The following is an 11,613-nucleotide window of genomic DNA, read 5'->3' as shown; positions in this document are numbered from 1 at the left end:
ATTGAATAGTATGGTTGTACTGCACAGCAAAGATCATATATAAGTGATAACCCTTGTTCCACTAAAGCATATTTCACTAACTAGCTGCCATAACGCGTTGTTTTGGGCAAATTATGCTTTAAAGGTACTTCCAAATGTAGTTACTGTATGTGTTAATCAGGAAATCATCATGATCGCTTACCCCTTATTGAATTTCTCAAGCAAGGAGCTATCTTGAATATATGAATTCATCATGCTTCCCCATTTCAAGTTTCGGAAGCCTAATAACCATTACCCCAAACTATGAAACAGAAAAACCACCCTTGGAATAGGATGGTTTTGTTTATGATTGATTGAAGAACGGTAATTACCTACTCGGCAGACTCTTTGCGGAGTGAAGGGAACACCTTCGAATACAATTCAATCTTCATTTCTTCAATACTAGTAAACCTCTTGCTTTTATCTGGAGAAATTGCTCTTGAAATAAATTCCTTCAATGCTTCATTGGTTTCACGATGATACCCGGTCGTTCGACCAGTAAGTATAAAATAAATTACTTTTCCAAGTGCATAAGTCTCGTGTCTCATTTCATAATTCTCGAAACCAACTGCAGTCAAGTCAGTGTAATCATTAATAGCTCCTTTGATTTCTGTTCCCTGTCTAGTCAAAGTGCTATTAGGTCGTTTTACCAAGCCAAAATCGGAGACCTTTAAGAAGGAAGCCCCATCGCCATAATGCTTCACTAAAATATTCGTGTAACTGATATCCCTATGGAGTATTCCTGTTGAATGAATATAGTCGAAAGCTCGAATTAATTGTTCTACATAAACTCTTCTTTTACTAAACATCAGTGTAGAATTGCTCCGGTTTATGTATTTAGATAATGTCTCATCTGCATATTCCATAACATACTCATTATTCTCATCTTCATAGGAATAAGCTTTGATGACAAACGGACTATCCAAGGTTCGAAGATCGTTAAATTCATTCTTAAATCGCTCCAGCTCATCAGGTCGCAAATCATCTTCCGCTCGCTTAACGGCGAAGTAAGAATTATAATGTGGATCTTTATACTTTAATACCTTTGCGTATGAACCCTTGCCAATAAATTTCAATTTTGCAATGGCACTTGGTATTGTGCCTGGAATTGTCATGGTATCAACTAAAGTGAAAATAGGCTTGTCCTCTATGATATCTATTGGTGGGAAATCCTCAGGGATAGGACTTCCTCCACTAGTAGATAAAAAAGATCTACATTTGCTCATAATTTCTTCATAGTAGCCATTAATCTCAAAAGCAAAGTCACCTTTAAGTGTAGCTTGTATTACTCTTTCCTGTTCAATTAAATCAATGAGATCTCGACTTGCATCTGCATTATAATGTCCTCCGCCGCTTGCGTAGCGTTTCTGGTTCATAAATGCAAACAGATCATTAAACTGCATATGAAATATTGCAAACAACTCTTTAAGCCTTTCATTAGCAATATTATCGTAGAATCCTCGGAAAAGAGCCACTTTATCTGATAGGTGTCTTGAAGCCACTTGATTTAGTTTTAATTGTAGGTAGTTAGTTGGATCAGTAATATAGATCTCCTCCGTCAGTAATGTATCTGGGGATAATAACCACATTTTCATTATACTAAATAAATACTTTTTTTCACCACTTATTAGGGCAACTGTGGGAACTCATTGCAAATCTCATAGATATGTGTCGGGTATTACATATAAAATGCCCTTATGGCTACCTCATAAGTAAATGGGGCTTCATAGCTGTGAATGGGTACGTTTCATCCTTGTAAGCTTCCGTTATTTGAATAATTTATTCAGATTTTAGCCATACAAAAGCCAAACGTCTCGCTACTTATTACCTATACATATTAGTTTCTTGAATTACATCTCTAATTTTCTTTCGGATTTCATTGGAGCAAACAGAGTCGCCTCTCTTAAAGATATTATCAAATATTGCTGGGCTGACATACTTTCCAAGCTCTAATAATTCAGGATTAACAAATTCATCTTTATAAACTGCTTTTAAAAATCTGTTTAATCCACTGATAAGGACATCTGCAGATTGAATCCAAGGACTTTCCTTCGATTCCTTAAAACATATATTCTTTAAGTGACTAAAACCCATAAGAAGGCTTGAACCATCTGTCAGTGGAAATTCAAAGCGGTCAGGCTGTGAATATAATCTATACAGCTCTGCATACCCTCTTTCATAAGCCTTAGTTTTATCGTGTATAATCGAAAGGCGATGGTTTTTTGCACTTGCGTATTTCTCCAAAATCGTAATAAAAGAGATAAATGCTGGTACATTTAAACTTGCTCCTGCATTGTTGGGCAAGAAGGTGTGACTGCTTTTTTCGGAAGAAGTGTTATCCTCAATTGTGCTCAATGCTCCTGATAATTTATCCGCCAAGTCAGTTTCCCTCGCATCCCGTAAAGCCTCACAAATAGATTTCAAGGAGCCCTCCATCTGTTCTGGCTCTAATATTCGGTAAGCTTTTCGCAAATTCTTCTAAGACTCCAAAAGGGAGCCTGTACACCTTTTCAGCAAGTCTTTTTTTCAAAAGGTTGTCGTAAGTATAGCGGTTATTCACTTTTTTGTTATATAGTGGGTCAAGAAAAGTCTCAATAATTTTTGCCGCGATGCAATATTTCTTTTCTGCAACAACTACAGTTTGTCTGCAACCAATCTCCCACAATTGATTAAAGAAGTTACTGAAATAAGCTTGATTGCGTTTATTTCCAGTTAGATTAGTACCTTTCAATTCCCCTTCAACTTTCAAGGTCTGAGCTACATTTGCTATTAGCGTTGTGTCCCTCAATCGCGCATTCGGAACTATCCATCCTCCTACAACGTAGAACGGCTGATCTAAATCCAAGTAGTTGGATCCACTGTTTCCCGCCTCGTCAACAAATACAGTATAATGACCTTCGTGGAAAAAACAGCATTTTTTATATTTAAGTCCACTCCCACAAATGCAAGGGTCATTACGTCTAATGTTAGTCATAATAAAATCCTCCGTATTATATTCACGAATCTCTTATTAAAATAATACCAGAAGATAGCAAACATTTGTTATTATTTCCCATAATTATAGCAGTCTTTGCTGCGTAGTATCCGTCTATTTCGCAATCTAGCATATATATTGGACCATACACAAGGAGACAGTCCATTAATTTCCATTAAATGTTCGTTGAAAATCAACGATTATTCCATCCCAAATTCAATCCTAACAAACCGCCTCACAATGGTTAGCATGAAGTGTCAGTAATAGATCCACTGCGTTACTACTTGGAGACTATAAATTAAATTCATCGACATCACCCGCTTTCTGGCTTTTCAGATCAATACGAACTAATATTTCTTTTGCTTTAGTATCTAATTCAGTTGTAGTGATGAAGGCATCCTTAGAGATTCTCAAATGCTCTCCATCCGTTTTACGTGCTCCTTTAAATTTATCCTTTTCAAACATTCTTCGAATAATTTCCTCACTTACACCTAGTTTTTCAGAAACTTCACTTGGTTTGTAGTAAAGTTTATCTTCTTTAAATTTCGGGTTACCAGTATCTCCCGCAGTAAGTAACGAGGCTTTCACTTTACTACGTGTATGCTTTTCCATAGTCAACCTCCACATAAGAAACATAATAGTTCTGTTCACTCAGAATTAATTCTACTGAAACCTCCATAATTTTCACAAAATACATTTTAAAGATAACCATTTCTATTACTTTATAAATTGGCTTTGTTATCGTTTAGTTTGATTTTAATACGGAAATTAGAACTCATTGATAACAAAATCAATTAAATTTATATCATCAGCTGATAAATTAAATTGGTTTCGAACCTCTTCGTACGTGCCGCCTTTCTTAACTTGTTCAATTGCTTTAGCCAGTATTTCATCTTCACTATATGTATGTTTCTGTGCTTCTTTCATATCTAAATAACCTCTATCCAATTGTACCAAATCAACAATGAAGATTAACAGAGTCAACAAATAAAAGAAGAATGAGACGTGTATACTTCTTATGTCCCGTTCTTCACTCTTCCTCTATCCACTTTTTCATCGCTGGATCTTGCTTTATTATTTTTTCAATTATATTATAAAGTCCTTTGTCTTGGACGTTGGCTTTTCGTTCGTTCACATGCTTCTCTACTTCCTTTTTGAACTTTTCATTCAAGTGTGTTCCCCCTTTTATTTTCCTAACGTATTCTTCCCTTGCTTTACGATTTCCAAAGATACGTGTAGCTAAATAACCTCGCAATCCTAGACGTACTAGAATATCATCAATAGAGATATTGATGTCCCTTAGATAGATCCATTTCTGACTTGATAGGTGTACATAGATTACGTAGCCACCCTCTGCCACGATTTCAACGATTTCGTGCCACAGAATAGTTTTCGATCACAGCCTCCATAATGTTAGTTGCTACGTACCGTTTTTTCTATTCTTGTCTAGTCGATTTAAAATTAATTATTAAGAAAAATATTTAATGATAATAATAATAATGAAATTCGGAAAGATAAATAAAAAAGAAAGGAGCTCTATAAAATGAGTATGCCAAACATTATTCGAATAATTTTATTGGTAGCCCCTTGGCTTTCAGTTCCTGTGATACCTATAAAATCCTTTAAGCAATTTCTTCCTGTTACTCTTTTTGCTTCAACGCTTGTAACTGGGCTATGCGCACTAGCAGTACCTTATAAATGGTGGGTTGTAGAAGGTGGTTTAAAAAATAAGCTCCTTAATGACGGAAGTTTTATATTAGGACCATTTTTTATTGGGACAATATGGATTTTCCACTTTACGTTTGGAAATTTCAAACGTTATCTATTAATAAACTTGCTCATCGATTTGTTTTTTTCTTACCCTTTAAACTGGATATTTCAAAGAATGAAACTTTATAAATTAGTACACTTCACACCAAAACATATATTTCCTATTTTTACATTGTTCGCATTGACGATCTATGGATATAAATTATTATTAAGTCGTTTGAAAATTTTTATTTACTAATATTTAGAGGTTGCCTCGTTTGGCAACCTCTTATTTACTTTCTATATATGACTTGGATAGTGACCGACAGATATGATGTAGTCTGTTTGCCATATCTTTTTTATTTTAAGTGCTAGCGAACCATATATAGATATTATCAGAACTAGTTCAATTATGCAGCACGTAAGGTGAAAGTGTGTAATATCTTAACCCTGATGATAACTCTAAAACCATAAATATCTATTAGATACTAAATAACAACCCACTATTAATTAGAAGATCTTTTAGGCTTCAAAAAAAACAACCAAGACCAATTCAGAAGAAAGAATATGAACTCTTTACTATTCCTTAATTTCCAGCACTAATTTTTCTGAACATAAGCTTTAATCATTTTCCTATCTTTCTTCTCCTCTAGTAAAGTATGGCCATTGTGCTCACACCATGAAGGTAAATCCCTAACAAATTGTGAATCAGTTGCTGTTACTTCTAAAATTTGTCCTTTTCCCATTTCTTTTACTGCTTTTGCTACACTTATAATAGGTCCTGGACATTGAAGGCCGCTGGCATCTATTTTTACATCTGGTCTAAACTCTTGACAATCAACTCGTGCCACACCGGAGTCGTCCGTTTTCATATCACAGTCTTTCTTTTTATTGCTATGCACTGAAGAGTAAGTTTTCCAGCCACCATCTAAATTTTTCACTTTAAACCCATTTTCCTGAAGGATACGTGTAGCTAAATAACCACGTAGCCCTACTTGGCAATTAACATAAATCTTTTCATTTTTCGGAAGTTCTGTTAACCGCTCCCGGATATCATCAATTGGAATATTAATGGCCCCTTCGATAAAGCCCATTTCTAACTCGATAGGTGTGCGTACATCGACTAACGTAGCACCATTTGCCACGATTTCATCAATTTCATGCCACTGAACGGTTTCGATCACACCTTCCACAATATTGGTTGCTGCGTAACCTAGCATATTAACAGGATCCTTAGCTGAAGAATATGGAGGTGCATAGGCTAGCTCTAAGTCAGCAAGGTCTACGACGCTTAAGCCACCTTTAATGGCTGTTGCAATCACATCGATCCTTTTATCGACTCCATCCTTTCCAACCGCTTGCGCTCCATAGATTTTGCCTGTTTCTTTATCAAACACTAGTTTTAATGCAATCGGTGCTGCACCAGGGTAATAGCCGGCATGTGAGCTAGGATGAAGATGGATAACTTCGTACGGAATTCCTAAACGCTTTAATGTTTTTTCATTATTTCCAGTAGTTGCCACTGTATAATCTAAAACTTTAGCAATCGATGTTCCAAGTGTACCGTTATATTTAGCTTTCTTTCCGTAAATATTATCCGCCACAAGTCTGCCTTGCCTATTCGCTGGCCATGCGAGTGGAATCATCGTCGGCTTCCCGTTAATATAATCCTTTACTTCAATAGCATCACCAATCGCATAAATATTTGGGTCGTTTGTTTGTAAATAGTCATTTACTTGGATTCCTCCACGTTCTCCTACCTGAAGGCCAGCGTTAATAGCAAGTTCATTCTCTGGGCGAACGCCAATCGATAAAATAATGAGGTCGGTCTCCATTCGCTTACCGTTATTTGTAACAACAATCTTTCCTTCGCTTTCAAAAGACTCGACCCCATCGCTTAAAACAAGGTTGACTCCCTTTTCTTCAAGATGCGTATGAATGATGGATGCCATTTCATAATCTAACGGGGCCATCACTTGGTTAGCCATTTCAATAACCGTAACATCTATCCCTCGTTCATGAAGATTCTCTGCCATTTCTAAACCGATAAATCCACCACCAACGACAACCGCACGCTTTGGTTTTTCGTTATCAACATAAGACTTAATTTTGTCTGTATCTGGTATGTTTCTCAAAGTAAAAATAGCCTTTGCTTCGTTCAGCCCCTGAATTGGCGGAACGATTGGACGTGCCCCAGGTGAAAGCACCAAATCATCATAAGATTCTTCATACGCATTCCCTGTTTTAAGATCTTTGACTTGGACCGTTTTTGTTTCACGATTAATTCCAATAACCTCACTAAGGTTACGGATGTCCAAATTAAACTTTTTTGACATTCCTTCTACTGTTTGAACTAATAGTTTTTGGCGATCTTTGATCTTCTCACCAATGTAATAAGGCAAGCCACAGTTAGCAAATGACATATATTCTCCTTTTTCAAATAGGACAATCTTTGATGTTTCATCTATTCTTCTTAAGCGAGCAGCTGCTGTGGCACCGCCTGCGACTCCACCGACAATAACAATTTTCTTACTCATTATTTTTCCCCCTAGTTAGTTATCAATTACCTTACAGGGTATATACCCTGTATAGTATATTACGAGGTTACTCTCTTCTTTGATGTGATTTAAATCACAGTTAGCTTTTTTTATTTTAATTTTATAAAGCTAACCTACGAATGAAGAAAATCAATATAGAAACTAGAGATTAAACACTATAATATCGAATTTTAAAAGAGCTTGAAAAAACAACCGAATCTCAACAACCGGTTGTTTTTTCAAGCTCTTATTTTTCTTCATTATTGTATATCAATGGCCGTGTTCTTCTTCAGCCGCAATAGCAATAGCTTTTGTTTCATGAACGGTTCCATATGGATGCTGAGGTGGCGCATAGATAGAGTACAGCTTAAGTGGTTGATTTCCCGTATTGGTCAAATTGTGCCATTTACCAGCTGGTATCACAATCGCATAATCGTCATATACTTTTTCTTCAAAATCTAATCGTTCTTTGCTATCACCCATTTGAACAACTCCTTGCCCTTGTTCAATACGTAAGAATTGATCAAGAGTTGGATGAATTTCTAAACCAATATCCTCTCCAACATCAATACTCATCAAAGTGACTTGCAAATGATCTCCTGTCCATAAAGCGGTACGGAAATTGTTATTTTGATTAGTCACTTCTTCTATATCTACTACAAACGGTTCTGCCCCATAATCCATTATTTCACTTGTAAGTTCTGCATCTAACGAACCAAATCGTGTAGCGTTCTCTTGCTCACCATTTAGAGCCCATCTAAACACATTTTGTATTTGTGGATGCCCTATAAGTTGGGAACTCTTTTGATACTCTTCATAACCCTCTACTTCTAGCTCATAAGCCTTTTGTAAACCATCTCTATAACTCTGAAAAGGAACGTGATCGATCTGATACATAGGTAGGATACCAGTAAGATCGGTATAAAGATTGGTGAAATGAGTTAAATGGGCTTTGTTCCCTTCTAAAGCCTGAAGAATATCAATTTTATGTTTTTTAGACGGTGCAGCATTGGCTAACTGTCTATAAAACTTAATGGCTTTGGCCTCCCGTTTAATCCCTTCAAGTATTGCTTCAAAAGCTTGGTCATCCTGCCCGTGATGATTTCTTGTCATAAAGTCTGGATTATATATGGGTGTGTTAGCATTAGCGTAATATGGATATGGATTTGTGTTAGAATAATACATTTCATTCATTCCCTTCAATGGTTTATCAAACTTATCATATGCCTATGTGAAGAGAATGGACTACTAATGAATATACTTAATTAAAAAAGGGCATTTGATTAGTTTAATAACTTTTTAGTTTTTTTGCACAAAAGAAAAATAGAATAGGATCTACTCCTAATCTATTCTTTGTGTAACTACTAAAGAAAAAATCATAATTGGCTTTTGAATTCACTCTTTTTTTGCCCGACAAATTGAATAACATGAGACAAGCCATTATGTAAGTCTCCTTCTTGTCGGACAACCTCTCCCATAAAAAAGTGAACAATACGCCAATCAGAAAAAACATTTAGAAATTCTTCGGGTTTGTATAAAAGCTCTAAGTTCTGAGGGCCACCACTATTATATGGTATTTGATAATGCGAATACACTTCCGTAATAAAATAACCACCTGGTTTAACTGACTCTTTCACTCCTTGTAGTGTTTTCTTACGTAACACTTCTGGAAAGTGCCCAAAAATACAGACGATCTCATCCCATATGTTTTGTCGCCAAACAGCTTCATTTAGATCAACCAGTTGCGTATTAACTTTTACACCTTTTTCATCTGCTAATTTATTCGTTTTTGATAAGCCTGATTCAGCATAATCCCAAGCTGACACGTTCATTCCTTGTTCAGCTAAGAATACAGCATTACGCCCTTCACCTTCTGCAATAGCAAGAGCGTCACCTGATAATGGAAGTTTTCTCTGCACTTCCGCTAAAAACACGTTTGGTTCTGTTCCATATACGTAGCTCTCATTTTGAAAACGCGTGTTCCATAGGTTCATTTTCTATCTCCTAAACTGTATCTTATAAGAAGTAACACCCTATAATCAGAATAGACATATAGGGTGATAAAACGATTAACGAATCACGACAAAATTGCCTGTTCCCAATACATTTTTCGTATAATCTATTTTGACATTATTGAAATAAACCTTATCTTTCTCAGAAATTAAAAATTGAATACCATCCTGTGCAATGATTACATCATTTTCTAAAGCTGACTCTTCCAGAGCCAGACGAAGTTGAGGTCCTCCTCAACCAATCCCCATAGTTAAACGGATAAAGGGTTCTATTCCTTGTTTAATTGTATCTTGAATTTCACTTAAAATCTTTTCGACTGCTGTGGGTGTTATTTTAACCATCTAATATACCCTCCCTCTAAAAAGTTATAGTTTAATTATATGATTTAACAATGTCACTTCTTTTATAAAACCTAATGTTGTACCTCCCTTTTAAAGAAGAAAAAGGGAACCAACCCGGTTCCCTTTTCTTTTATATTTAGCCTTTTTTAATCCAGAACCTTAATACACCATCTTCTTCCGTATCTGATAATAACTCATGACCACCAGACTTCGCCCATGCTGCAAGGTCATTTTTTGCTCCTTTATCAGTCGCATGAATTTCTAGCACTTGACCTGAATCAAGTTCCGTCATAGCTTTCTTTGTTCGAACGATTGGCATAGGACATGCTAATCCTTTGGCATCTAATACTTTATCTGAGTTCATTTATAAAACCTCCAGTTATTTATTTCTAATTTATTATCGTTTGTTATCTTACTGCACAACGGTTTGGCCCAATTTCCATTTCACGTTGTTTCTCTTCATCTGGTGTAATTTTACCCATATTGGTTTCACGAATTTCTTGATACGCGTTTGGTTGTGGCGGTAAGTTTTCTGTCACCATTGATCTAAACTCATTTTCATCTTCAATGTTTAAACCATGATTTTGAGCAAATAGTGTGCCTAGTTTTTCTGCAACACTTCCATCTTCATTTAACTCTTCGATGATCATAAAGTGAGCCGGTAAAACAATCAACTCTTCTGATAGTTCTCTATAACGCTTATAAAGCGACTCACGTAAATCTCCTACCCAATCTTCAGCGAGTCCTGCTAGGTCAGGTCTTCCAATTGAATCAATGAAGAGAATGTCTCCGGATAATAGGTATTTTTCATCGATAACAAATGAAGTCGATCCGATTGTATGACCAGGTGAGTATAGCGCATGAATGTTGATCGTTGAGTTTCCGATCACTACGTCATTCCCACCTTCAAGTGCCGCATATTCAAACACTACTTCACCAGCGTCTTTTGGAGGTAACCAGTACGTTGCACCAGTTGCTTCGGCAATTTTTCTTCCTCCAGAAATATGATCAGCATGTAAATGAGTATCAAATACGTGTGTGATTTTTGCATTGATTTCTTTAGCAAAGTTCACATACACATCTGCCATACGTGTTGCATCGATAATCGCAGCTTCCCCATTTGAAACAACCATATAAGATAGACAGCCTTTACCTAGACGGACAAATTGATATAGCTCACCACCGTCTTTTAGGTTCCCTACTTTAACTGGCTCTAAATATTCACTCCAAGTCTTCATTCCGCCTTCAAGATAAGAAACATCTAGTCCTTCATCAGACAACATCTCTGCTACCATCATCGAAGAACCTTCTTTCGCACAAACGACTAAGACTTCTTTATCTGCTGGAATTTTATCCATGATTTCTTCTACGCCATCTAATAGTTCAAAATAAGGAATATTAAAGTAATCAAAGTTCTCTCCTTCAATCTTCCAATCAGCGAAATCCCCTTCATTACGAACGTCTAGAATAAATAGCTCTTTCTTTTCAATTACTTTTCTTGCTACTTCTTTTGAATTCATCGCTTTTACTAACATTTAATATACCCCCTATAGTATTTTTAAGTTTAAAAAAATTTTAATTAAAACGTTAATGTTACATCCGCATCCTTGGCGAATTCTAAGAACGTAACGGCTCCACCCACTTCAATTCCATCAACAAATGCATCTTTTTCTAGTTCCATAACATCCATTGTCATTTGACAACCAATCAATTTAACACCCATTTCTTGTGCCATTGCCACGAGTTCAGGGATCGCTGGAACATTTGCTTTCTCAAAACCCTTTTGGTAATGCTCTTTCCCCTCTGGCATTGGTAATTGACCGTATGCTTCTTTATGAATTAGGTTTAGACCTTCAAAGGTAAAGAATATCGCTACCTCTTGGTCTGTTGCAGCTGCAGCTGTTGCCACATTGAAAACTTTGTAGGCATCAAATAACCCACCATTGCTTGCGATAATCGCTAATTTTCTACTCATCTTCTT

The 11,613-nt window shown here is 36.2% G+C and carries 13 protein-coding genes; 1 reads left to right on the top strand and 12 read right to left on the bottom strand.

Annotated elements, in window-relative coordinates:
• Nucleotides 1–350: 350 nt before the first annotated feature.
• From O1A01_RS03415 to O1A01_RS03390, 6 genes are all read right to left on the bottom strand, one after another.
• The gene (locus tag O1A01_RS03415; RefSeq protein WP_003321934.1) at nucleotides 351–1,613 is read right to left on the bottom strand and encodes a protein kinase domain-containing protein; all 1,263 of its coding nucleotides are present in this window, start codon (nucleotides 1,611–1,613) and stop codon (nucleotides 351–353) included.
• A 229-nt stretch (nucleotides 1,614–1,842) separates the two neighbouring features.
• Complete coding sequence (locus O1A01_RS03410) at nucleotides 1,843–2,442, bottom strand: DUF3800 domain-containing protein (protein WP_270065550.1); 600 nt, start codon at nucleotides 2,440–2,442, stop codon at nucleotides 1,843–1,845.
• The gene (locus O1A01_RS03405; RefSeq protein ID WP_066413781.1) at nucleotides 2,426–2,992 is read right to left on the bottom strand and encodes an SEC-C metal-binding domain-containing protein; all 567 of its coding nucleotides are present in this window, start codon (nucleotides 2,990–2,992) and stop codon (nucleotides 2,426–2,428) included. The genes O1A01_RS03410 and O1A01_RS03405 overlap by 17 nt, the downstream gene beginning before the upstream one ends.
• A 291-nt stretch (nucleotides 2,993–3,283) precedes the next feature.
• Nucleotides 3,284–3,604, bottom strand: a complete 321-nt coding sequence (locus O1A01_RS03400; protein ID WP_066413782.1) for a helix-turn-helix domain-containing protein — start codon at nucleotides 3,602–3,604, stop codon at nucleotides 3,284–3,286.
• A gap of 156 nt (nucleotides 3,605–3,760) precedes the next feature.
• Nucleotides 3,761–3,919, bottom strand: coding sequence for a hypothetical protein (locus O1A01_RS03395; protein ID WP_157076612.1), 159 nt, complete (start codon nucleotides 3,917–3,919; stop codon nucleotides 3,761–3,763).
• A gap of 103 nt (nucleotides 3,920–4,022) precedes the next feature.
• Complete coding sequence (locus O1A01_RS03390; RefSeq protein WP_157076613.1) at nucleotides 4,023–4,163, bottom strand: hypothetical protein; 141 nt, start codon at nucleotides 4,161–4,163, stop codon at nucleotides 4,023–4,025.
• Between the two features lie 372 nt (nucleotides 4,164–4,535).
• Between O1A01_RS03390 and O1A01_RS03385 the strand changes: the two genes are divergently transcribed.
• Nucleotides 4,536–5,000, top strand: coding sequence for a hypothetical protein (locus O1A01_RS03385; protein WP_066413784.1), 465 nt, complete (start codon nucleotides 4,536–4,538; stop codon nucleotides 4,998–5,000).
• Between the two features lie 340 nt (nucleotides 5,001–5,340).
• On the opposite strand, the gene cdr is transcribed toward O1A01_RS03385, so the two are convergent.
• From cdr to O1A01_RS03355, 6 genes are all read right to left on the bottom strand, one after another.
• Nucleotides 5,341–7,278 (bottom strand): CoA-disulfide reductase, encoded by a 1,938-nt coding sequence (gene cdr, locus O1A01_RS03380; protein WP_066413786.1) that lies wholly within the window; start codon nucleotides 7,276–7,278, stop codon nucleotides 5,341–5,343.
• Nucleotides 7,279–7,548: 270 nt separating this feature from the next.
• The gene (locus O1A01_RS03375; RefSeq protein ID WP_066413789.1) at nucleotides 7,549–8,463 is read right to left on the bottom strand and encodes a cupin domain-containing protein; all 915 of its coding nucleotides are present in this window, start codon (nucleotides 8,461–8,463) and stop codon (nucleotides 7,549–7,551) included.
• Nucleotides 8,464–8,654: 191 nt separating this feature from the next.
• Nucleotides 8,655–9,272 (bottom strand): class I SAM-dependent methyltransferase, encoded by a 618-nt coding sequence (locus tag O1A01_RS03370; protein ID WP_066413792.1) that lies wholly within the window; start codon nucleotides 9,270–9,272, stop codon nucleotides 8,655–8,657.
• 496 nt (nucleotides 9,273–9,768) lie between these two features.
• Entirely contained in the window at nucleotides 9,769–9,996 is a 228-nt protein-coding gene (locus O1A01_RS03365) for a sulfurtransferase TusA family protein (RefSeq protein ID WP_034626685.1), read from the bottom strand.
• A 43-nt stretch (nucleotides 9,997–10,039) separates the two neighbouring features.
• Nucleotides 10,040–11,167 carry an MBL fold metallo-hydrolase gene (locus O1A01_RS03360; RefSeq protein WP_066413795.1) on the bottom strand — a complete coding sequence of 376 codons (1,128 nt, stop codon included), beginning with the start codon at nucleotides 11,165–11,167 and terminating at the stop codon, nucleotides 10,040–10,042.
• 44 nt (nucleotides 11,168–11,211) lie between these two features.
• A complete protein-coding gene (locus O1A01_RS03355) occupies nucleotides 11,212–11,607 on the bottom strand; it encodes a DsrE/DsrF/DrsH-like family protein (protein WP_035661036.1) in 396 nt (131 codons plus the stop codon).
• Nucleotides 11,608–11,613: the final 6 nt, after the last annotated feature.

The organism is Sutcliffiella sp. NC1 (assembly GCF_027594365.1).
In the GTDB taxonomy this organism is placed as follows: Bacteria; Bacillota; Bacilli; order Bacillales; family Bacillaceae_I; genus Sutcliffiella; species Sutcliffiella cohnii.
The sequence above is the reverse complement of the archived record's forward strand: the minus strand, read 5'-3'. Positions and strand labels throughout refer to the sequence as shown.

Coding starts and splice junctions, on each gene's coding strand:
- O1A01_RS03415 (WP_003321934.1), bottom strand. CDS start 1,613: ATGAAAATGTGGTTATTATCCCCAGATACATTACTGACGGAGGAGATC.
- O1A01_RS03405 (WP_066413781.1), bottom strand. CDS start 2,992: ATGACTAACATTAGACGTAATGACCCTTGCATTTGTGGGAGTGGACTT.
- O1A01_RS03400 (WP_066413782.1), bottom strand. CDS start 3,604: ATGGAAAAGCATACACGTAGTAAAGTGAAAGCCTCGTTACTTACTGCG.
- O1A01_RS03395 (WP_157076612.1), bottom strand. CDS start 3,919: ATGAAAGAAGCACAGAAACATACATATAGTGAAGATGAAATACTGGCT.
- O1A01_RS03385 (WP_066413784.1), top strand. CDS start 4,536: ATGAGTATGCCAAACATTATTCGAATAATTTTATTGGTAGCCCCTTGG.
- cdr (WP_066413786.1), bottom strand. CDS start 7,278: ATGAGTAAGAAAATTGTTATTGTCGGTGGAGTCGCAGGCGGTGCCACA.
- O1A01_RS03375 (WP_066413789.1), bottom strand. CDS start 8,463: ATGTATTATTCTAACACAAATCCATATCCATATTACGCTAATGCTAAC.
- O1A01_RS03370 (WP_066413792.1), bottom strand. CDS start 9,272: ATGAACCTATGGAACACGCGTTTTCAAAATGAGAGCTACGTATATGGA.
- O1A01_RS03365 (WP_034626685.1), bottom strand. CDS start 9,996: ATGAACTCAGATAAAGTATTAGATGCCAAAGGATTAGCATGTCCTATG.
- O1A01_RS03360 (WP_066413795.1), bottom strand. CDS start 11,167: ATGTTAGTAAAAGCGATGAATTCAAAAGAAGTAGCAAGAAAAGTAATT.
- O1A01_RS03355 (WP_035661036.1), bottom strand. CDS start 11,607: ATGAGTAGAAAATTAGCGATTATCGCAAGCAATGGTGGGTTATTTGAT.